Source organism: Peribacillus sp. Aquil_B1 (assembly GCF_022603275.1).
Taxonomy (GTDB): domain Bacteria; phylum Bacillota; class Bacilli; order Bacillales; family DSM-1321; genus Peribacillus.
Map to the genome: position 1 here is coordinate 123,389 of NZ_JAKXEE010000005.1, position 23,012 is coordinate 146,400.

The 23,012-nt window shown below is 40.9% G+C and carries 20 protein-coding genes, 1 pseudogene, 1 riboswitch and 1 other annotated feature; of the genes and pseudogenes, 7 read left to right on the top strand and 14 right to left on the bottom strand.

Annotated features, from left to right (window positions below):
* The first annotated feature begins 86 nt into the window (after nt 1–86).
* The 3 genes from MPH60_RS24420 to MPH60_RS24430 all read left to right on the top strand — a co-directional run bounded on the left by MPH60_RS24420 (nt 87) and on the right by MPH60_RS24430 (nt 2,347).
* Nucleotides 87–989: a LysR family transcriptional regulator gene (locus MPH60_RS24420; RefSeq protein ID WP_241594211.1), complete on the top strand. Its 903-nt coding sequence runs from the start codon at nt 87–89 to the stop codon at nt 987–989.
* A 135-nt stretch (nt 990–1,124) separates the two neighbouring features.
* Nucleotides 1,125–1,619: a spore coat protein gene (locus MPH60_RS24425; protein WP_241594210.1), complete on the top strand. Its 495-nt coding sequence runs from the start codon at nt 1,125–1,127 to the stop codon at nt 1,617–1,619.
* 128 nt (nt 1,620–1,747) lie between these two features.
* Nucleotides 1,748–2,347 carry a hypothetical protein gene (locus MPH60_RS24430; protein WP_241594209.1) on the top strand — a complete coding sequence of 200 codons (600 nt, stop codon included), beginning with the start codon at nt 1,748–1,750 and terminating at the stop codon, nt 2,345–2,347.
* A 751-nt stretch (nt 2,348–3,098) separates the two neighbouring features.
* On the opposite strand, the gene MPH60_RS24435 is transcribed toward MPH60_RS24430, so the two are convergent.
* From MPH60_RS24435 to MPH60_RS24490, 12 genes and pseudogenes are all read right to left on the bottom strand, one after another.
* Nucleotides 3,099–4,850: a right-handed parallel beta-helix repeat-containing protein gene (locus MPH60_RS24435; RefSeq protein ID WP_241594208.1), complete on the bottom strand. Its 1,752-nt coding sequence runs from the start codon at nt 4,848–4,850 to the stop codon at nt 3,099–3,101.
* A 61-nt stretch (nt 4,851–4,911) separates the two neighbouring features.
* Nucleotides 4,912–5,128 (bottom strand): annotated as a pseudogene (locus MPH60_RS24440) (DUF2716 domain-containing protein); the annotation flags it as partial.
* Between the two features lie 90 nt (nt 5,129–5,218).
* A complete protein-coding gene (locus MPH60_RS24445; RefSeq protein ID WP_241594207.1) occupies nt 5,219–5,866 on the bottom strand; it encodes a hypothetical protein in 648 nt (215 codons plus the stop codon).
* Nucleotides 5,853–6,494: an ATP-binding cassette domain-containing protein gene (locus MPH60_RS24450; RefSeq protein ID WP_241594206.1), complete on the bottom strand. Its 642-nt coding sequence runs from the start codon at nt 6,492–6,494 to the stop codon at nt 5,853–5,855. Before MPH60_RS24450 ends, MPH60_RS24445 begins: the two co-directional genes overlap by 14 nt.
* A gap of 11 nt (nt 6,495–6,505) precedes the next feature.
* Nucleotides 6,506–7,228: a DUF2705 family protein gene (locus MPH60_RS24455; protein WP_241594205.1), complete on the bottom strand. Its 723-nt coding sequence runs from the start codon at nt 7,226–7,228 to the stop codon at nt 6,506–6,508.
* Nucleotides 7,221–7,952 carry a WxPxxD family membrane protein gene (locus tag MPH60_RS24460; protein WP_241594204.1) on the bottom strand — a complete coding sequence of 244 codons (732 nt, stop codon included), beginning with the start codon at nt 7,950–7,952 and terminating at the stop codon, nt 7,221–7,223. Before MPH60_RS24460 ends, MPH60_RS24455 begins: the two co-directional genes overlap by 8 nt.
* Nucleotides 7,942–8,706, bottom strand: coding sequence for a DUF2705 family protein (locus MPH60_RS24465; RefSeq protein WP_241594203.1), 765 nt, complete (start codon nt 8,704–8,706; stop codon nt 7,942–7,944). The genes MPH60_RS24460 and MPH60_RS24465 overlap by 11 nt, the downstream gene beginning before the upstream one ends.
* A 70-nt stretch (nt 8,707–8,776) precedes the next feature.
* Nucleotides 8,777–9,265 (bottom strand): DUF2712 domain-containing protein, encoded by a 489-nt coding sequence (locus tag MPH60_RS24470; protein WP_241594202.1) that lies wholly within the window; start codon nt 9,263–9,265, stop codon nt 8,777–8,779.
* A gap of 422 nt (nt 9,266–9,687) precedes the next feature.
* Entirely contained in the window at nt 9,688–12,855 is a 3,168-nt protein-coding gene (locus MPH60_RS24475) for an Ig-like domain-containing protein (RefSeq protein ID WP_241594201.1), read from the bottom strand.
* Nucleotides 12,856–13,188: 333 nt separating this feature from the next.
* Nucleotides 13,189–15,603 (bottom strand): leucine--tRNA ligase, encoded by a 2,415-nt coding sequence (gene leuS / locus MPH60_RS24480; RefSeq protein ID WP_241594200.1) that lies wholly within the window; start codon nt 15,601–15,603, stop codon nt 13,189–13,191.
* A 54-nt stretch (nt 15,604–15,657) separates the two neighbouring features.
* Nucleotides 15,658–15,888 (bottom strand) — a binding site (T-box leader).
* Nucleotides 15,889–16,042: 154 nt separating this feature from the next.
* Nucleotides 16,043–16,306 carry a DUF2524 family protein gene (locus MPH60_RS24485; protein WP_101225556.1) on the bottom strand — a complete coding sequence of 88 codons (264 nt, stop codon included), beginning with the start codon at nt 16,304–16,306 and terminating at the stop codon, nt 16,043–16,045.
* A 96-nt stretch (nt 16,307–16,402) separates the two neighbouring features.
* Complete coding sequence (locus MPH60_RS24490; RefSeq protein WP_063234889.1) at nt 16,403–16,909, bottom strand: SMI1/KNR4 family protein; 507 nt, start codon at nt 16,907–16,909, stop codon at nt 16,403–16,405.
* 166 nt (nt 16,910–17,075) lie between these two features.
* Between MPH60_RS24490 and MPH60_RS24495 the strand changes: the two genes are divergently transcribed.
* The 3 genes from MPH60_RS24495 (at nt 17,076) to MPH60_RS24505 (ending at nt 19,135) form a co-directional block, all read left to right on the top strand.
* Nucleotides 17,076–18,035 carry a TIGR01212 family radical SAM protein gene (locus tag MPH60_RS24495; RefSeq protein WP_241594199.1) on the top strand — a complete coding sequence of 320 codons (960 nt, stop codon included), beginning with the start codon at nt 17,076–17,078 and terminating at the stop codon, nt 18,033–18,035.
* A complete protein-coding gene (locus MPH60_RS24500; RefSeq protein WP_241594198.1) occupies nt 18,032–18,604 on the top strand; it encodes a class I SAM-dependent methyltransferase in 573 nt (190 codons plus the stop codon). The genes MPH60_RS24495 and MPH60_RS24500 overlap by 4 nt, the downstream gene beginning before the upstream one ends.
* 135 nt (nt 18,605–18,739) lie before the next feature.
* Nucleotides 18,740–19,135 (top strand): hypothetical protein, encoded by a 396-nt coding sequence (locus tag MPH60_RS24505; protein ID WP_241594197.1) that lies wholly within the window; start codon nt 18,740–18,742, stop codon nt 19,133–19,135.
* 66 nt (nt 19,136–19,201) lie between these two features.
* On the opposite strand, the gene MPH60_RS24510 is transcribed toward MPH60_RS24505, so the two are convergent.
* A complete protein-coding gene (locus tag MPH60_RS24510; protein WP_241594196.1) occupies nt 19,202–20,005 on the bottom strand; it encodes an alpha/beta hydrolase in 804 nt (267 codons plus the stop codon).
* 210 nt (nt 20,006–20,215) lie between these two features.
* Between MPH60_RS24510 and MPH60_RS24515 the strand changes: the two genes are divergently transcribed.
* Complete coding sequence (locus MPH60_RS24515; protein ID WP_241594228.1) at nt 20,216–20,734, top strand: gamma carbonic anhydrase; 519 nt, start codon at nt 20,216–20,218, stop codon at nt 20,732–20,734.
* 361 nt (nt 20,735–21,095) lie between these two features.
* Here the strand turns inward: MPH60_RS24515 and metK are convergent, their stop codons facing one another.
* A complete protein-coding gene (metK, locus tag MPH60_RS24520) occupies nt 21,096–22,289 on the bottom strand; it encodes a methionine adenosyltransferase (RefSeq protein WP_241594195.1) in 1,194 nt (397 codons plus the stop codon).
* 163 nt (nt 22,290–22,452) lie between these two features.
* Nucleotides 22,453–22,615: riboswitch (SAM riboswitch) on the bottom strand.
* Between the last annotated feature and the right edge of the window lie 397 nt (nt 22,616–23,012).

Consider the following 23,012-nt stretch of genomic DNA (forward strand, 5'->3'; position numbering starts at 1 on the left):
ATTCTAGGTTTTCAAATCGATATAAACAATATATAATTCTAGTAGAATCCATCTCAATTTGAGATGAATGGCAGGAGGATGAATAAATGGAACTACGACAATTACGTTATTTTGTTGAAGTCGCCGAGAGGGAACACGTCTCAGAAGCCGCAGAGCACCTGCATATCGCACAATCAGCAATCAGCCGGCAAATCTCCAGACTGGAAGATGAGCTTGGCGTACTTTTATTCGAGAAAATCGGCCGGAATATCCAGTTAACCCCAATCGGAAAAATTTTCTTGATCCATGCCAAAACGGCGATACAGGCGATTGAATATGCCAAATATCAAATTGAGGAGTTTTTGGACCCTGAACACGGAAGCATTAAAATCGGGTTCCCGACCAGCCTTTCCACCCATTTACTGCCTACCGTCATTTCCGCTTTTAAAGATGAGCAGCCGAATATCGGCTTCCACTTAAGACAGGGATCTTATTCCTCTTTAAAAGAGGCTGTTAAAAATCGCGAAATCGGATTAGCCTTCCTTGGACCGATCCCGACAGATGATCCGGATATCGAAGGTCATATCCTGTTCACGGAAAACATATCCGCTTTACTGCCAATCACTCACCCATTAGCTGAAAGGAAGAGTCTGCGTCTAAGTGACCTACGAAATGACCCCTTCGTCTTGTTTCCAAAGGGATACATCTTTCACACTATCGCTCTTGAAGCGTGCAAAGCCGCCGGTTTCGCACCGAACATCGCCTCGGAAGGAGAAGACATGGATTCCATAAAAGGGCTCGTTTCTGCCGGAATCGGAGTCAGCCTGCTCCCTGACAGTACCTTTTATGAAGTCACTCCAAGACTGACTGTTAAAATTCCGATCGATACACCCGAAGTAAAACGGACTGTCGGCATCATCACTCCTAAAAACAGGGACTTGGCTCCATCTGAAAAACTTTTTTACCAATTTGCCAAAAAGTTCTTCTCTGTTCTCGAGCAATATCAATAATTATGGCGATCCTTCTAAACGGTGAATGGGATTCGTAGATGGGACAGCTCTTCCCATAAATATTTCACTAGACAACTTGCCTGTAGCCCACTGAACGAATAATTTATCAAGATTATTCGTTCAGGAGGAATTTACATGCAACCCACCTATTCACATCTTGCCTGGCATGAAACACTCGAGCTTCATGAGTTGGTTGCCGCCCAGTCCAATGCCCTTATGAAATTTAAAAAAGCTTATCCAAAAATAAAAGACCCGATTCTAAAAACGATTTATAAGCAAACGATCGATACCCTTACCCAAAACATCATGGAGCTGCTGCAATTTTACCCATTGACGCCTAAAGCTCACCGGGATGACGATGTATCAAGGGATGACGCATCGGCAGCTGCCGCCGGGGAATTGCTGGGCTTTGCCAAATCATCGATCAAAAGTTATGCAGGTGCCATTACGGAAACGGCCACCCCTTCCCTTCGAAAAGTATTTAAGAAGCATTTAAATGGAGCCGTCGATACCCATGCCAAGATTTTCAACTACCTTTATGAAAGAAACCTCTATCCTGCTTACGACTTGAACCAATTGCTCCAAAATGACGTCGATGTTGCCAATAAGGCTCTTTCCCAACCATTGTAAATGCAAAAAAAGGCAAGCATACCGATTGCTTGCCTTTTTGCCGCGTTCCGATTCCGTTTCTTTTATAGAATGTTATAATATTTAAGAATTGGCTTTAATTGGGTAATAGTATACAAGAGGTGAAAAACATGAAAAAGATCTTTTTATCCATCATCCTATCCCTGCTCACATTTTCTTTAGTCGCATGTAAGGCAGCTGATCCAAAATCCGAAAATAACCTTTCAGTTCCTGAGCTGACAGCAAGGGAAAAGGCCATCTTGGAGAATTCAAGTGAACATTCCTTCCTTATCAATTTCAGTGTTGATGATACATACAAGGAGATGTCAGTCTGGGTCGAAAAATATGAATTCGGCAAACTGGTCGAAGAGGAAAAAGGCCGCATGACAACTGGGGTTGAAAAGAATGGGACGATCATCTTCACCACATCCAAAACGGATGCTGACCAAAAACGATCGATGTTCAACATCAGCATTCAAAGCGATGATGGTTCGGATACAGTTACTTATCCTGAAACCATTGATGAAATGGATTCCAGCGTATGGAGCAGTATTGACAAACTCAAAATAAACAGCACAAACAAGCTTGCATTGGCGAGTATATGTTACTCAAGCGGTAATAAAGGCATACATTCACTTTCCACTGATTTTTATGGAGATAGTGATGGACATATGGACGAGTTGAAGGAATACGATGTTGTCTACCTCCTCAGAAGTGAATTCACTAAATGAGCTGACAAATGCAGAGGCAAGATTGTTTTTGCACGATACTATTGCAAAAGTGGATCCTTCACCTATATGACTTCGAGAAAATAAATGGGACAGTTGTAGAATCAAAAAAAGGTTTGTCATCTAATGGACTAAGGTAGAAAAGCCCATTAGATGACTGAACTTGCTCATTCGATTGATGTGTAAGTCCAAATTATGGGTATGGAAGATTTTAATGTAGTAAATTTTTCTACATGTTATAAAGGGGTTGAAGGAAGAGAAATTTGGGTGTAATCTTTTAAAATAATAAAACGGAAAGAAGATTATTAATTTGAAGAAAATCATCCTCCTCTTTGCAGCAGTAGTCATTGCGAGCTCTCTCGGACATCAAATAACCGGCGGATATAATGACCCGCGTAAATCCCGCCCTAGGTATATACATTTGAGATAAGGAATCCGCTTTTGAGCTTGATTCCTTATCATTTTGGAAGTCAATGAATATTATCATTTTTAAGAAACGTTCATGGAATTTGAACCTGTGCAAACTTATCACTCAATTAAGCTAGGTATTAAATCCCCTTAAATTACTCACTTTCCCCCAATACCAGATCTCCCTCATTTGATATATATCCATCTTTTCCCGTTTTATCGATAGATACGTTATACCCATTTTTTAGTTCGATTTCGATTGGCTTTTTTATATTTTCATCAATTTCACATCGACGGTTTGCAAATTTTCGGTTTTAGATTTCATCTCTATGAGATATCCGGTTTTTCAATTATCGCTTTGGTGACACTTCCATGTTATGTCATCCCCACATTCTGGTTTCAATGTAAAACCGTCCTGATTTTTAAAGTCAGGAGGGATACCGATCCGATTATTCAATAAATTATTTTCTGACCCTACTTGAAAATGAATCTCACGTCCAACCTCGGTAAATGTGTGATCATTTTCAATCAAGGTGTTGGTCAAGGTCAATGGCAGGGTTGTGTAGTCATTATTAAAGTTCCCATTATTATGAGACCCGCGTATGCCAATTCCAGCTTGGATATAGTTATTTTCGGATTTTTTGACATGTTGAATTTTGTTTCTATGTAGTTTCGTGAGCTTGTTGGAACTAAGAAACACAATCCCGTTGTTGAAACTGTTTTCAATGGTATTGTCTTCAATGATTGCATTTTTTGTCACGTGGATGCTGATGCCTCCCTGTGTCTCGACGGTGGTTCGGACATTGCTTACGTAATTATGCTTAATCACAACCGAATCCAAGAATCCCATCTCCATTTTGGCCAGGTCCGTAAATTGCGTTCCGTTAACGGTGATGCCCCGTTCTGTAATTGTGTCATTTTTTTCTATATCATAAACATCATAATCATCCTGGATGCCCATTCTATGACTGTTAATCCGATTCCCTGAAATCGTAATGTTTCGAGGCGGATAGGCAGAGACCTTCCCACCATCATAATCCATTCCTCCAACAACAATAGGGAAACGTGTATTTAAAATGACATTGTTCGTGAAGGATACGTTTTGTCCCGAGTGTGTGTCGATTCCCTCCCATGTCGGGTTGTTGGCGACCACGTTCTGATCCACCACAATGTTGTTGCTTGGCGGGAACTTTGCTTGTGCATTGGCATCATCTGTGGTATTGACTTTCCTATGGCTAAAGGCCATGCCATAGCTTTGCTGGGAACTTCCCACCTTTACTCCCGGCCAAATATCACTAACCTTAGTATCCTTTACGGTCACGTTATTCGCTGAGACGCCGCCAATGCCCGCATATCCAATATCCGTAATGTTCATCCTTTTTTTATAAACGGTATCGGATCCTTTGATGGTTACCCCATCCACATGCTCTAAATAGATGCCATACCCTTCATATCCTGTAATTTGAACATCCTCAATAATGATATTTTTTATCCGTTTCGCATCACCATCTTTATCAGTTGTCGGGTATGTACTGACTAAGTCATCCGTTGATTTCGTTTGATCAATAGAGGTAACCTGGATCCCTCTATGCTGAGATACATAATACTTCCTTGGTTCTCCTGTTACGGTATCTTCTGTTTTTCGTTTTCCATCCAGAATAAGATTATTGATGCCCACCTGACTTTCCAGTATTTTAATGGTAACAGGTTCACTTCTTGATTCAGTACAGATTGTCGTGACAGACTTTCCATTCTCCATGGTTCCTTCCAATGTAACTCCAGATCTCATCACAAGAAAGGCACTTGCCGTGAAATTTCCTTTTGATAAGAGAACGGTCCCCCGTTTTCCGGTTGCCCCATCCTTCGGAAATTTTGAAACGCTTAGAATGGCATTATTAACAGCAACTCTTACTGATGACGCCGTAGAATTGGGTGCTAATGTTGACGTTTCCATAAGCGTATTATTGTTGTCGAATTGTTGGATTGTCGTTCCTGTTGTTGTTTCGCAAACCGGATTTGCCGCGAATGTCATGGATGGGAGCGAAAAGAAAACGGCCATAAACAGAATGAATATTACTATACTTCTACATACTTTCATCTGAAAACTCCCATGCAAGTTATACTTCCTTGATAATTGAATGCTTTCCACTGAGACGTCATTCATGCTGCCAATCGAGTGCCAGTATACACTCTTCAAATGATGTGTTCTCTTTAAATACAAGTAATGCTTTTTCTTAGGTCTTCATCATCCAACTCTACTGACTCTCCGAAGTAATCAGAAACATCTTTTGTTATAAAAGGATGCGGCACTTTAAAGGACGAAAATTCAGAAATACTTGGCTCGAATTTAAATTCCCTATATATCTTGTCCCAAATTTGGTCGACTCTTTGTCGGAAATGGGAACTGAATAAATGACCACCTTTAAGTTACAGTTGCCAGGATTTAAACTATTAAAGAACTTTACATTACTCGCTTTCCTCATTATTCCTCTCCAATATCAGATCACCCTCATTCGATATATACCCGTCTTTTCCCGTTTTATCGATATATACGTTATAGCCCTTTTTCAGTTCGACCTCGATTGGCTTTTTCACTTCTTCGTCGATTTCCCATTGAATCGTTTGCAAGCTTTCGGTTTGCGGTTCATCTTTTATATCGACAAACACTCGGATTTTATCGGTGGTCCTTGATAGTACATAATCCCCCGCTGGTATTTCTGCACCGACCACATAATGACCAGGAGATTTCATGATGATTTTTTGATTTTTTTTCACAGGTTTTTCAAATTCAGAAGGCTTGAATTCAATCTTCCCTTTAATAGAGAAATTTTCATTCATATATGAGGGCTCTGCATGCAGTACAGCATTTTTGTGCATTTTATAGCCAGCAACAACCGCTTCACTATCGAGAGCTTTAATATCATAATAACCCTGATCGATATCTCTCCCGACAATGATGTTTTGTGATTCCAACACCTTATAGGAAGCAGCATTATTTTCCGTATTTCTATTAGCGGCACTCATCGCTGATGGAACAATGTACATTCTATTGATAAGGAATCCTCCTACTAATATGAATAAACTGATCGCGGCTATTCTTTTATTTAGAGTCAAGGACGATTCCTCCATTATCCATCTTTACATACTCATCGGCTAATGCCTCCAAGTCCTGTTTATGATGGCTTGTCAACAGAATGAGTGCGCCGTGCTCCTTTTCTTCCTTCAAGATCTGATAAACTAGCATAACACCTTCTTCATCGATGGCATTGGTCGGTTCATCCAATAATAAAATGTCCGGTTTTTCAAATATCGCTTGGGCTACGCTTAGACGCTGCTTCATTCCTAACGAAAATTTTCCAACCTTCATTTTTGATTCCGGATCAAGGCCGACTCTTTTTATATTCGCTTTAATCTCTTCATCAGTAGCGATGTTCCTGATTTTTGCTAATATTTTCAGATTTGTATAAGCGTCATATTGGTGCAGCAGCGAAGTGTTTTCAATAATGACACCAATATTAGCAGGAAAGGAAATATCTTTATGAAGAATTTTTTCGTCTATGGCAATTTCCCCTGAGCTTGGCATGATTAATCCTGCAATCGCTCTAAGCAGCATCGTTTTACCGGAGCCATTCCTTCCATACAAACCATAAATTTTCCCGCTGTTAAACTCATAATTGATATCATGCAAAAGTGTTTTCTTCCTCATCTTTTTATGTAAAGAACTAATTCGTATTGTCGTCATTGTGCACCTCGTTAAATTAAATCGATTTTCTTTAATCGGATATATGTTAAAACAGTTAAAATGATCGTCATTACGGTTAAAACGATATATGCATTTACTGCTGATATTCCGCCAGTTTCAAGTACATCACTTCTTACATACATGCCGAAATTGGGAAGCAAAAAATATAAAATCCACGTCAGCTTTTGTGTAGATAATAGAACTCCGCCTAATGTAACCGAAAAAAGCACATAAACATTTATCAGCAATAAAGATACTTCCTCCGTAAAATGAAGTTCGAGTGCCATTTGAATGAAAACCAGGACAATATTGGACATCATATAAAGACCTGCTATACAAATCAATGATTGAAAATCATCATAAAAAAAGGCCTGACCGACATTATTTACATAAGCGAATACGATCGAGAAAAGAAGTTGAATTAAAGAAAATCCAGATATAAGGATCATTAAGTTCCCGATTCTTCTAAGCCCAAGTTTCACCCTGCTTTTTTCCCTGATCATGAGGTAAACCCCATAACCGGAAATATATTGCCGCAAATAACCTAACGATAAAAAACTCAATCCAGAAAAGAACATATACCATGTTCCCAATACAACAAACTTATTACTGATGGGAACTCCGCTAACGATCATATATCCCGTAAGATCGGCTTTAGAGCCATCAAAATAATCAAATAATAAAATTTGCAACAAAATGACGATCAACATCGTTAAGAAGATTCGTTTAGTCATCAGAAACACCAAACATGAAATCTTTTTTCTCGATCGCGAAAAGCCCAAGTAAAACCATCACGAGAGATAGAAATAATTCTTTTCCAATCATGATTAGCGAATAATATCCTGTAATTCCGCTGCTTAATAAAGGATCGATAACATTTGCGGAACTGGCAGGACCCCAATCAATATTCAGCTGACTCTTCATCACATATAAGAGAAAACAGATACAAAAGGTCGCTGCCATCGCTATGATTAAATTGGAATAATCAAAAATGAAATAATAAATCAGGCCAATCGAGAAATAAATGCACGTTAATAGCGCTAGATTAAGAAGAGATAAGTTCCAATAATTTGATGATATAAAGTGAAATCTATCGAATAAGAAAACAGCTGCGAAATTAATCAATAAAATGATGAACGCAAAGATAAACGAACTTATAAAAACTTGGATGGTCCGTCTCCGATACATGTCGATTCTTGACTTTAAGCGAACGATAATGTGTGGATGCTCATCTTCAATAAAAAAACGATAAAATAGTAACAAAGGAACAATATATGTGATCAATAAATTTTTAACCGAGAGATAGCCTTCTACACTCGCACTTACATCAATGATCAATAGATACACTGGGTCAAGCTGCTTTATTTTTAAATAATGAATATTATAGGTCATCCATAAACATCCAAATAACAGAACAAGCAGCAGTGATACATATACTTTTTTTTGATTAGACTTCATCACTTTTCACCTTATACATGAACCCGACCGTGATGACCGCTAAAAAAAGGATGGTCGATCTAAAGAAAATAAAAACGAAAGCTTCCAAGGTCACTTCGTTAAACGGCTGGATGATCATTGCTAATGAATAATTCAGTCCTAAAATTTGTGAAAACCAAATAACAAAGCTTAGCGGATACGTATACTTTATATCTGGGAAACACCAACTAAGGACGGTAGCCATCCCTGCGCATAAACTAGTGAAAAATCCAAAAATGATGATATAAACCACATTAGTGACAAAAGGTATTTTATTGGCGAGTGTATATAAAGGATTTTCCGGAAATAAATCTGGGGTCAACCCAGTGTCAAATTCACCATTCATGAAAACCATATATGCAATGAGCATATTAAATAATAAGCAACCAACCATCACTAAAAAGGCAAATGACATATTTCCCAATAACATCGTTTTATAATAAGAGTATCGCCCTTTTTTGGTCGCTACGATATATCGATAGCCTGTTTTATAGTCTTGGATATAGCTGTCGGCACACAAGATTAATAGAAAAATAGGCAAAAACCAAATAAGTAGTATTTGCATCATATGACCTAATGAACTTCCCGCTAAAAAAGTGGCTAGATGGGGCATGATCCATGATTCTAAAACATTGCCGATCAAAATAAAAATATCAATAATAACAATCGCCACAATACATAAAACGATGAACTTTGTTTTATTATTATTTGTTAATCGATAGTAATAACTATTCATTTTGTCTCCCTTTAGAAAGCCACCATGAATAGAGAATCATCCAAGGTGGCGTCACCATTTTCATCATTTTTTATTTATTATATTCCGTGGTGTAAGATTCTTTATACTGTCCAGGTAATATTCTCCCTGTCTCTTCATCCCAATATCCGTTTACGGAATAGGTATTAGAGCTATAATTATTATTTTGTGCCGTTAATCGTACATCGGTCGCATTGGCACCTGCATTGCCTTTAACATAATGATTGCGCCCACTATTTAAACCGCCGCTACCGGCTGTAACTTTCACTGAAGGAGATACGTTCGTGCCGTTGCTTTTTTCGAGCCAATACGTCGTTACCGTATTGGTTCCTTCTGTTGATTTATACATTCTCACTTTCCATGTATTCCGTTCTGTAGTCGTTTGGCGATACTCTGTGCCTGTGTACGAATTTTTTTGATCCTTCTGAATTGTAAATGAATACTTGTTATTTTCATTTCCAGCTTCAACCGAAAGCGTTCCTAACCCGATTGAGCAAGCTAAAATAGTACCTAATGCTAGTACTCTTCCTTTTTTCATCATTATTGTTCCTCCTTAAATTTGGTATTTGATTTCTCTACTTGGGGTAAAGGTTACTAATTGTAAATTGCACCTATAATCCGCCACATCTTTAAGCAAAGTTATATAATTATGTAAAGCAAACGCAAAATGGGAACTTACCAGCAACACAATATTGCTATCACTGTAAGAATCGTTGCCATTGTTTGTTCTTGCATTTTCATTCTCTCCTCTCCTTTTCTCTAATAAAGATTTATAGTACAAGAAAAAAGAGTAAGTTCTATTTCAGAATTAAAACACGAAACTCCAGATCTGAAATCATGCAATGACAACGCACAGGCAAAAGAACACGCCCATGGCAAAAACACCGCTCATCATCGAGCGGTGTTTTCATTTGTTTTCTCACAAAAAAGGCCGTTTAACATGTAGTTAAACGGCCTTCACTGCTATTTAGATTTTTTAACGGTTACTTTTGTTGCTTTTCCTGTATTGCCCGCTTTATCTTTTGCTGAGACGTATAATGCGGACCCTGCTTTTTTCTTGCTGATTTTGATGGAGAAGTTCCCTTTACCATCAGCTTTTGCCGTTCCGATGTTTTTATTGCTGTACTTCACGGTAACGTTTGAACCGATTTCCGCTTTACCTGTTACTTTTGTTGCTTTATCGTTTACTTCATTCACTTTCGGTGTACCTGGAGCGGTTTTATCTTTAACCGTTACTTTTGCTGCTTTTCCTGTATTGCCCGCTTTGTCTTTTGCTGAGACGTATAATGCGGAGCCTGCTTTTTTCTTGCTGATCTTAATGGAGAAGTTCCCCTTACTATCAGCTTTTGCCGTTCCGATGTTTTTATTGCTGTGCTTCACGGTAACGGTTGAACCGATTTCCGCTTTACCTGTTACTGCAGTAGCTTTATCGCTTACTTCATTCACTTTCGGTGCATCTGGAGCGGTTTTATCGAGAACAGTCACGGTTGCCGCCTTGCTTTCACGTTTTGCTAAGTCTGTAGCTGTGACTGAAAGTTTAGTGCCAGCCTTTTGCTTGCTGATTTTCACTTTAAAATTCCCTTTGCTGTCCGTGTTACCTGAACCAATCACTTTTTTTGCGCTATTTTTGATCGTGATTTTCATGTCCGCTTGTGATTGACCCGTTACATACGTATCTTTGTCACTTAAAGCTTTTACAGTCGGCTTGTTAGGGGTTGCACCCTTATTCACGAATACTTTGATTGAAGATACTGCTAGTTTGGAAGAATCAGAGATATTCACAGTAAGCTGCTGCTCAGCTTTTTGAACCGGAATCGTAACAGTGAACGTTCCATTAGCTGCCGCAGTTCCTTTACCGAGCGTTTTGTTTCCGCTTTTCACTTCGATTACTGAACCTTTTTTAGCTGAACCAGTAAGTTTTGTTTGCGTATCCATCACTAGATTGACTTTAGCTTGTAAATCCACTGCACTAAGTGCACTGTACGCATTCAATCTTCCGTATCCTGATACTAAATCTTTTCCGACAGGAAGTTCTTCTTCCGGTATGATGATTTCCCCATCTTCCGGTTCATAGTCCTCATAAGGATCTACATTATCTTCTTCTTCAAAAGCGACATATTCCGATGTCTCATGAAGGATTTCCCTTACTTCATTCACTTTCAACCCAGGGTTTCCGGATAATAACAAGGCTGTAGCTGCCGCAACATGCGGAGCTGCCATTGATGTACCATCCATGTAGGTAACATTCCCATTGGGCACAAGGCTCGGGATGGCTGTCCCTGGAGCGACCAAGTCCAACTTCGATCCATAATTGGAATAATCGGATACTAAATCAAGGGCATTGGTTGCACCGACGGATATGGCGTATTTTGATGATGCAGGATAAGAAAGACCTTCCATCCCATCATTACCGCTTGCTACGACAACCATTACATTCTTGGCAGCGGCATGTTTCAAGGCATATTCAATCGTCCTGCTATATTCTCCGCCCAAGCTAAGGTTTATGACCTTTGCACCATGATCCACGGCATATTTAATGCCTAATGCAATTTTCTCATTGTCTCCATACCCTGAAGAATCCAAGACCTTCACAGGCATGATTTTAGCTACTGGATTGATCCCTTGCATGGAATAACCATTATCTGCTTTGGCAGCGATGATACCGGATACATGTGTACCATGACCATTGTCATCAATTGCTTTTTCTTTCTTATCGATGAAATTCTTACCTGACTCCATTTCAACGACACTTTGTAGATCCGCCAGTGAATCATCGACACCTGTGTCGATAACCGCTACCAGCGTATCTTTTAAATTACGTTTCTTAATAAGGTTCTGCAGTTTTTCGTTATCGATGTCCGCTCCCTTAATGCCTTCTTCCCCGCCGGCGTTATCTAAAGACCATTGATACGGAGATTGAATGTCGGCAGAAAGTGCTTTGTACGTTTTTACCGCTTCGATATACTCCACTTCCGGAAGCTTTTCGATACTGGATAGAGCTGCAGTGCTCATTTTAGCTTGGTTCTTTAACTCTACAACATACATATCATCATACAGAACCTCTTGTTGCTTAGGTGCCGATAATGTTCCATATCCTTTTCCGCTTATCTTGAATTGGACAGTGCTTAATGACTTCCCAGGTTTAAGTTTGACGATATATTTGTTCTTTACATTTTTCGAAGCAGGAAGTTCGATTCCCGCTTTGCTTGCGATATCGACGATTCTCTCACCTGCAAGCTTATCAAGATTGATTTTCTTTGCAATGGCGTCCATATCCTTTTTCAATCCGGCCGGAGCGACGCCTGCCGACTTATTGAATAAGGCCTTAATCGCCTCTTGCTGCTTGTTGCTAATGACTGCCGTACTGCTTGCTCCATTTTCATTAAGATCCTCAATAAGTGGCTTAATCTCGACTAAGTGATTAAAAACGGATTCCCTTGCCGTTTTATTACCAGCAAGATGTAGAGCCAGGAATGGCGAAGCTTTATAGTATAAAGAGGAAAGGGTGCGTCCCTCAGACGACTTCGTGAGAACTTCATCTCTAAACACGCGGAGTGTTTTCAACATGGATTCTCCCGTTTTCTTATCGTTTACACTCAGTTCAACCGGGCAAGATTCAAGCTCTTCCCCTTCGTCCCCGGCAGATGGCGGCAATGTCACTGAATGAGCATTGATGGAGTATTCAGCTACATTTTCCGCATCCGGCATCGGATTTCCCTCATCATCCGTATCGCCGAAATATTCAACTTTAACATAATATGTTCCTTCCCAAGCATATGGGAAATCGACTACAGCTTTTTCATCAGGATAAGAAGAGACGATATAATTGCTCTCATCCTTTTCTGCTTTTTCTTTATCTTGATATACGGAGATATTCAAGATTTTGTCCGAATTGACTTCGAACTCAATATGGGAGAACTTTTGTACTTCTTCTGTTGTGGGACTGATTTGGTACCATTGGACTTCCGGTTTTTCAAACTTTCCGTTCAGAGTGTCCCCATTTTTAATCATTTTTACATTTTCAATAGGCGTTGCAGCTGCAGCTTGAGAATTTAGCGGAACCATCAAGCTGAATATCAGTGCAAAAATAAGTACACACGCCGTAATTCGACTCACATTCTTAAATTTCACGGTTTTCCCTCCAATAATTGGTTAAAAAATAACAGTACTATACCAAACTATCACACTGTAAATTTTTATCAACCAATTTTTTCCCTTTTTTATGTCAAATGCTTGATTTGTTTGGCCATAGAGCTGAAAAATGATTCCCATGAACCAATTAAGCAAGATGTTTGCGTTCCGCTGTTCCTCTCATGACGATAGTAACCCAATTGGTAGATTGATCGCCAATAGATTTAAATCGGTGCGAATCCTAACATGACCTAATTCCTATGGCCGGCCAATGACACGAAAAAAAAGCTGTCCAAGCAGTAAAATATGCTGGACAGCTTCCAATCATTTTATTTAGTTTGCGACGATATTGACTAATTTGCCTGGTACGGCAATCACTTTACGAATGGTTTTCCCATCGATTTGTTCTTTGATGGAATCATCACCCATCGCGATTTCTTCCAGTTTTTCTCTCGTTGTGTCAGTCGGCACCATTAATTTCGCTTTGACTTTTCCGTTGATTTGGATGACGATTTCGACTTCGTTATCCACTAACTTCGCTTCGTCGAAAGCCGGCCATGTTCCGTAAGTGATGCTCTCGGAATGACCGAGTTTAGACCAAAGCTCCTCAGCAATATGAGGTGCAACTGGTGCAAGCAGCTTTACGAAGCCTTCGATATACACCTTAGGAAGCGAATCCGCTTTATAAGCATCATTAATGAATACCATCAATTGTGATATCGCTGTATTGAATTTCAATTCCTCATAGTTCTCGGTCACTTTTTTAACCGTTTGATGATAGACTTTTTCGAGCTTGCCCGTATCATCCGTCTCTGTCATCTTATCTGTGAGTGTACCGTCATCGTTGACTAATAAACGCCAGATACGGTCAAGGAATCTGCGCGAACCGTCCAATCCGTTTGTGGACCAGGCAATCGAAGCATCCAATGGACCCATGAACATTTCGTACATGCGAAGTGTATCGGCACCATGGCTTTCAACGATATCATCCGGGTTCACGACATTCCCTTTGGATTTACTCATTTTTTCATTATTCTCGCCAAGGATCATTCCTTGGTTAAATAGGTTCTGGAACGGTTCCTTCGTTGGCACGACACCGATATCGTACAGGAATTTATGCCAGAAACGAGCGTAAAGCAAGTGAAGCACCGCATGCTCAGCTCCGCCAATATAAATGTCGACCGGCATCCATTCTTTTAATTTTTCAGGATCTGCAAGTGCTTCTTTATTATCCGGATCGATATAACGAAGGAAGTACCAGCTGCTGCCTGCCCACTGTGGCATCGTGTTTGTCTCACGGCGCCCTTTTCGTCCATTTTCATCCGTTACATTCACCCATTCCGATATGTTTGCAAGTGGTGATTCGCCTGTACCTGAAGGCTTGATGTCCGTAGCTTTCGGTAAAATCAATGGAAGATCTTCTTCCTTCACTGGAGACATCGTGCCGTCTTCCCAATGAATGATTGGAATCGGTTCACCCCAGTAACGCTGACGGCTGAATAACCAGTCGCGAAGACGGTATGTTATTTTCTTCGTACCGATTCCTTTTTCTTCCAGCCATTTGATCATGGTTGAAATGGCTTCTTCTTTATTCAATCCATCAAGGAATTCCGAATTCACATGAAGACCATCGCCTGTATATGCTTCACTTGTCACATCTCCGCCAGCTACGACTTCCTTGATCGGCAAGTTGAACTTGACTGCAAATTCATAATCACGCTCATCATGGGCAGGAACGGCCATGATCGCACCTGTTCCATAGCTGATCAACACGTAATCGGCAATCCAGATCGGCATTTTTTCGCCATTTACCGGGTTAATGGCATAAGCCCCCGTGAACACGCCTGATTTATCCTTGGCCAAGTCTGTTCTTTCCAAATCGCTTTTATGTTTCACTTCATCTAAATAGGCTTCAACCGCCGCCCTTTGATCAGCCGACGTAATCTTATCGACAAACGGATGTTCAGGTGCCAATACCGCATATGTTGCACCGAATAACGTATCAGGACGAGTCGTGAACACCGTGAATGTTTCATTAAAGCCATCGATATTGAATGTAACCTCCGCTCCCTCGGAACGGCCAATCCAGTTACGCTGCATATCCTTGATGTTTTCCGGCCAATCCACATCATTCAAATCGTCGATCAAGCGGTCTGCATACGCAGTGATACGAAGCATCCACTGTTTCATCGGGCGGCGCTCAACCGGATGGCCTCCACGCTCACTTTTCCCATCGATGACTTCTTCATTAGCCAATACCGTACCAAGTGCCGGACACCAGTTAACGGCCACTTCATCAATATATGCAAGGCCCTTTTCATATAATTTCAAGAAGATCCACTGAGTCCATTTGTAATAGTCGGGATCTGTCGTATTTATTTCGCGATCCCAGTCATAAGAAAAACCTAGGGCTTTGATTTGGCGGCGGAACGTGTTGATGTTGTGCTCCGTGAATTCGGCTGGATCATTCCCCGTATCGATCGCATATTGCTCTGCCGGAAGTCCAAAAGCGTCCCAGCCGATCGGATGCAATACATTATATCCCTGCGCACGTTTCATCCGTGCCAGGATATCGCTTGCCGTATAACCTTCCGGGTGCCCTACATGAAGACCTGCCCCTGAAGGATATGGGAACATATCCAGCGCGTAGAATTTGCGTTTGCCGCTTTCTTCACCCGTCTTGAATGTCTTATTGCCTTCCCAATACTTTTGCCATTTCGTTTCTATGCTCCTATGGTCAAAACTCATATGATTTCCTCCTAATTTCCGTATAAAAAAACAATAAAAAACCCCTCATCCCAAAATAGGGACGAGAGGATTATGTATATCTTCCCGCGGTACCACCCACATTGGCGATAGCTAAAATCCGCCCAGCTTAAAATATCCGTAACATGGATTAAACGCCAGGCATTACTTTTCACCTTCACACCCGGGACTCCAAGGCGAGTTCACGACCATCCCAGGTTGACTTGCACCACCCGTCAACTCTCTTTACTGGTTTAAACCGCTACTATTCCTCATCATAGTCTTTATGAGAATATTGGATTTTATTACATTCTAGTCAATTTCAACGATAATTGCAATAGCCGTACATAAACATTATCGACAGGTTTTACATTATATATGCGAATTCAAGAAAAATCGTGCAAAAAAGGGAGCTATTCATTCATAGCTCCCTTGCTTCCATTTAATGTCGCAGTAAAGTCATTTCATTCCTCAATTGATTCAACTGCTGCTTCATCCGCGAAAGCATTTCCCGTTGCTGGTCATTCGAACTGGCATACAATCGTTCCATATCCGTCAAAGCCTCTTCGATATACCTTTGCGAATTTTGAAATTGTTCATCATCATAATGCTCCTGTCGTGAGGCCTCATTAAATTCAAACTCTGCAAAATGGAGTGCCCCTTCACATTGCTCTAAAAAATGATCGACGGATTGTCTGGTTGCCATTTCAAACCCTCTCCTTCGCGTCTCATTTGGATGATTCGGAATCATCTTTTCTAGTTTGAGCAAATGACGGGAGGATTATCATTTTTTTTTGAGCAATCAACCTTTATCCCAAAACTTCTCACCTTGATGGGAAATGAACTGCTCGATCCATTCGGCAAAGCCCATATGGAGCTTCTCGCCTTCTTCAAAATCATCGATATGGCCTTTTACCATTAAATACTCCTTATCGCCTTTAGCGACAGCTTCCCCATCGATGACGATATTATCTTGATAAATGCAGGCCACTTTATAGCATCCCTCGTAGGAATTTTCATATGTGTAATTAATAATATCATCCAAGCTGTATAAATCATTTTCTCCGCCCGATTCCACATTATCGAACAGGCGGCATCCATTGGTTATTTTTAAAAACTCCTTATAATCCTCGGGCAGAAGCAGTCCGGTTTTCTTTTCAAAGGAATGAATTTGTTCATCCGAAGCAGGTGAATTGAAGGTGCAAGTGGCTTTGTATATGAATCCATCTTCATTTACTTCGATCACCTGATTATTTTCGGCTAATTTCTTTTTCATTTGATTAATCGCTTCTTCAACTTGACCGGTCATGTCCATCAGCTCCCGATTCGATATAGTCTTCAAAGATAACTGGAAATAGCAGCAAAATGTTTAGCCCTCAAGTATACAGTATACGCTTATTTTTCAAAAAAAGACCTAGCTGCGAGAATGTTGTATAATATATGTTGCGATTTAATTTATTTAGGAGGTTGCTGATTTGAATCAGGCAAACCCGTTTATATATGCAGCGGATAACAAACGATATCATACATGGAACTACCACCTGAGGGAACATTTTGGACATAAGGTTTTTAAAGTTGCCCTGGACGGCGGTTTTGACTGCCCGAACCGTGATGGCACCGTCGCACATGGCGGCTGTACCTTCTGCAGTGCCTCAGGCTCTGGTGACTTTGCGGGCAGCAGGGTTGAACCCCTCGACGTCCAGTTTAAGAAGATCAGCGAACGGATGCATCATAAATGGAAAGATGGAAAATATATGGCCTATTTCCAGGCGTTCACCAATACACATGCCCCAGTGGAAGAGCTTCGCGAGAAATATGAAAGTGTATTGATCCAGGAGGGTGTCGTCGGACTTTCCATTGCGACACGTCCGGATTGCCTTCCAGATGATGTAGTCGAGTATTTAGCCGAATTGAACGAACGGACCTATCTTTGGGTGGAGCTGGGTCTCCAGACGGTTCATGAAAAGACCGCGACAATGATCAACCGTGCCCATGACTTCGATTGCTACAAAGAAGGCGTCGATAAACTGCGGAAGCACGGCATCCGCGTATGCTCCCATATCATCAATGGCCTTCCTCAGGAAGATTACGGCATGATGCTGGAAACCGCCCGGGAAGTCGCCAAACTCGATGTGCAGGGGATAAAGATCCATTTACTTCATTTATTAAAAGGGACACCGATGGTCAAACAATACGAAAAAGGCCTGCTCGAATTTCTTGACCGTGACGATTATGTCAGCCTGGTATGTGACCAGCTGGAAATAATCCCTCCAGAAATGATCGTTCACCGCATTACGGGTGACGGTCCGATCGATTTGATGATCGGTCCAATGTGGAGCGTCAATAAATGGGATGTCTTGAATGCCATTGATGCCGAATTGAAACGCCGTAACAGCTGGCAAGGAAAAAATCATCATACGGAGGTACAATCATGAAGCTTGACCGAATTTTGCCATTCGCTAGGATTCTGCTGGAAAAAACGGTCCATCCCGGGGATATAACCATTGATTGCACGATGGGCAACGGTTTTGATACAGTCTTTCTTGCAGGACTTACAGGTGAAAGCGGACATGTCTATAGTTTTGATATTCAGAAAGAAGCGATCCAAACCACAGCAGCGAAACTAAAGGCTGAGAATTTACAAGAGTGCTGCACCCTCATTCACGATGGGCATCAACATTTGAATAAGTACATCAGAAAAGAGCATTCCGGAAAGGTCACGGGTGCCATATTCAACCTGGGCTACCTTCCTGGCGGTGACAAATCAATCATCACCCAAGCCGATACGACGATATCAGCCATTGAACAGCTATTCGAACTGCTGGCGCCTGAAGGCCTCATCATCCTCGTCATTTACCATGGTCATCCAGGGGGATCGGCAGAACGGGATGCATTGATGGATTATGTACAGAACTTCCCTCAACAGAAAGCCCATATCCTAAAATACGGGTTCATCAACCAATCAAACAATCCGCCATTCATTGTCGCGATTGAAAAGAGATGATGACTTTTGACACCGTTCAATCGAACGGTGTTTTTTCAATCCCAAATCGTAGAAACAAAATTACCAATCACAACATTTTGAATTTTTCGTCTATAATGATTATAATGATAGAAAATAGATAAGAGGGTGCAGAAAATGGAACATTTGCCTACTTCATTACTGACGGATATATTGACTGAAAAAATCAAAAGGGATTCAAGTGTACAATACGGGGAGTTTGTCAGCTCGCTTAACACGTTGACAGAAAACCAAAAAACCATGGAGGACCTCAAACAATTCGATCACCATTTTGATAGGTTCCTGCCACAGCTCGATTTAATGATTTCCACTCAAAACCATGAAGCGATCATGAATATGAAAGCGACGCTCTTGGACCTATTCGCCAATGACTTAACCTTCAAATCCATTTATCTTCTATCCACCGCATTATCCAATAAAAAAGAACTTACACACTTGAACCAATTAATGTACCCGGTTACTTTCTGGGCACCGGTGATCAAGTCGAACGAGTTGCTTAAAAACGCAGGCTGATTCAAATAAAAAACTGCCGAAGGTCCAACCTCGGCAGTTTTTTATTTATCCTGAAGTATGTACTGATCAAACGACATACCCTAATATTTTTAAACGGTTTTCAACAAAACTCAGCGCATATTGAAATACATCATCACGTTCTGGTTCATTGAAGATTTCATGATATAGCTTCGGCCATTCCTTATATTGCTTTTCACTGGCCAAGTTATAATTAAACCACTCACGAACCGCCTTCTTGTTCACGACTCGGTCATCTCCGCCCTGCATGACCAAAAGCGGCACATCCTGAAATTCAGGAATCTCTTCAAAAGCATCCTTCATGGCCTGTGCAAGCTCGCGATACCAGCGAACCGAAACCTTTGTGATATATAATGTATCGTTTCTATCAGATTCACGGATTTCCGCACTTCTCGTCGCCATTTCAGGTGTCAATCCAGATTCAACCCTGAACTTAGGCATCACGATGTTCAAACCATGCGAGATGGTTGTCAGGAACTTCGGCGGCTTCGTCATGAGGCCCAAGCATGGAGAAGAAAGAATCACCCCTGCAATGTCCCATTCCTCTTCCTGAAGAAGGCGTATTGAAATCAAACCGCCCATGCTATGTCCAAGTAAAAAAACCGGCAACGAATATTCGTAAGCCTCTTCTATCCAGCTTTTCACTTCGTCCAAATACTCATCAAAGGAATCGATATGTCCCCGGTAGGCGCGAGTTGTCATACCCTGCCCAGGAAGGTCGCCCATGACGACATGGTATCCAGCCGAAAGCCACATTTGTGTTACCCACTTATAACGTCCATGATGTTCCATTGCCCCATGAATGATGACAATGACGCCCTTTGCGTCTCCTTCTGTCTCCCATTTCCACATTCGAAATCCCCCTTTCACTTTTCACTTGTTGTGTACGATCCATGATAGTAAAAATAATATATATAAATTATAACCATATTCGTGATTTTCGACAAAAAAGAAATCTAACAAGTTGTACATTGCTATTATAAATAGCCAAGTGTATTTGCATACGGTATATTAAAATAATACATAAAAACATTCACTTCGGAAAGGAAATGATTGAAAATGATTATTTATCCGTATAAAGGCAAAGAACCTGAAATCGCCGAAAGCGCTTATATCGCTGAGAATGCTGTCGTGACAGGTGACGTCAAAATTGGCGACGAAACATCCATTTGGTTCAATTCCGTCATCCGCGGTGATGTATCCCCAACCATCATCGGGAAAAAAGTCAGTATACAGGATAACAGCGTCCTGCACCAAAGCCCAAATAATCCATTGATCATCGAGGATGAAGTAACCATTGGCCATCAGGTCATTTTACATAGCTGTAAAATCCGTCGAGGAGCTCTGATCGGCATGGGATCGATTGTACTGGATGAAGCCGAAATCGGCGAAGGAGCCTTCATCGGTGCCGGCAGCCTCGTTCCCCAAGGTAAAGTCATTCCACCGAACATGCTGGCATTCGGACGCCCAGCTAAAGTCATTCGCGAAATCAACGAAGAAGATCGCCAGGATATGGAACGCATCGTTCGCGAATATGCCGAAAAAGGACAATACTATAAAACAGCGGAACGAATAAAGTGAATTGACTGAAAGTTACGAGTATTATACTCAAACTCACGAGTATTTGCTACAAATTCACGAGTAAACTGCTCTGACTCACGAGTAAATGGCTCAAATTCACGAGTAAACCGCTATAATTCACGAGTAAATGGCTCAAATTCACGAGTAAACCGCTCTTATTCACAAGTAAAGCTACAATATCACGAGTAAACTGCTCTGACTCACGAGTATTTCACCCAAACAAACTGTAAACGACCCTGAATCACGCGTATTGCACGTAAGTTGAATTTCTTAGGGATTTCTTGAATTATTCCCGCTGACGGCAAAATTAATCCACAAAAAAAGGTGCCCCGCAAATTGCGGGACACCTTTTTTATATGATTTACGCTTGTGCTTTTAATGTTTCTGCTTTGTCCGTGCGTTCCCATGGAAGATCGACATCTGTACGGCCAAAGTGTCCGTAGGCAGCTGTTTGTTTGTAGATCGGGCGACGAAGGTCAAGCATTTTGATGATGCCAGCTGGACGAAGGTCGAAGTTGGCGCGAACTAGGTCAACAAGGACTTCTTCGCTAACTGTACCAGTTCCGAACGTATCAATTGAAATCGATACAGGCTCTGCCACACCAATTGCGTATGCCAATTGAACTTCCGCTTTGTCGGCAAGGCCTGCTGCCACGATGTTTTTCGCAACGTAACGAGCAGCGTATGCAGCAGAACGGTCAACTTTAGTGGCATCCTTACCAGAGAATGCACCGCCGCCATGACGAGCATATCCGCCGTAAGTATCAACGATGATTTTACGTCCAGTAAGACCAGCATCCCCTTGAGGTCCGCCAATTACAAAACGGCCAGTAGGGTTGATGAAGTATTTAGTTTGAGCATCGATCAATTCAGCTGGAACGACTGCTTTAATCACATGTTCTTTTAAATCGGCTTGAATTTGTTCAAGTGTAATTTCTGCATCATGCTGTGTAGAGATAACGATCGTATCTACACGTACAGGACGGTTATTCTCATCATATTCCACTGTTACCTGTGTTTTACCATCAGGGCGCAGGTAAGCAAGAGTTTCATCTTTACGAACTTGAGCCAAGCGGAATGAAAGTTTATGTGCCAATGAAATCGGAAGCGGCATAAGCTCTTCTGTTTCATTGCAAGCAAATCCGAACATAAGACCTTGGTCTCCTGCACCGATTGCATCGATTTCTTCCTCAGACATGTTACCTTCACGAGCTTCCAATGCTTTATCGACACCAGCTGCGATATCGGCAGACTGCTCATCAATGGAACTCAACACGGCACAAGTTTCAGCATCGAAACCGTATTTCGCACGTGTATAGCCAATTCCTTTAATCGTATCACGAACGATACGCGGAATATCCACGTAAGCGGACGTTGTAATTTCACCAGCAACAAGTACAAGTCCTGTTGTTACACTAGTTTCACACGCAACACGTGCATTTGCATCCTTAGCTAGGATAGCATCTAAAATGGAATCTGAAATCTGATCACAAATTTTGTCCGGATGGCCCTCTGTAACAGATTCAGAAGTAAATAGACGTTTCTTTGACATCATATTTCCTCCTTGGAATTTAGTATGTTGTAGGCATAAGCCTGATTTTTACGGAACTCGTTTCCCTCATTAGTTTCAACTATAGACACAGAATTACTTATAAAAAACACAAAAACCTTCCCTGGCAAATGAGGAAAGGTTTAAAATTCTGTCTTCTATCCTTTCACTCTTATCGTTCAAGGGTTTTTTACCTTGCTCAGGTTAGCACCATCACCACTATTCCTTGAAGACCTTCGCTTTATTTTCGGCGATCGATCTTGGAGTCAAGTTCAATATGGCAGGTTGCTGGGTTTCAAAGGGCCTGTCCCTCCACCAACTCGGGATAAGAGAATCCGTACAATTTAAGATATTATCGTATCTGGTTGGAATTTGTCAATGCTTTTCTAAAAAGAACATTTCCGCCCAGTATGGCGTTCATTTGAAAAACATGTTGATACAGCGTATTACAATGCAAAATACGAATAGAAATGTTGGAAATTGCCATTAATAATAAGTATTAAGCAGATGAAAAACGACTTCAACATTGGAAATTATTGCTTACTTACTTCCTATTAAAATAAATTCACTTCATTAAAGTATATGTGATAATCCTGACTCGGTTCCTGCCGGAATAAAATGATTAACGCGACCATCTGAAAATAATCACAAATTAGAAGAAATAGTATAGACTATTTAAATGAATGTGTTATACTAATTGTAATCTAAAAACTTAAACAAAGGAAGGTA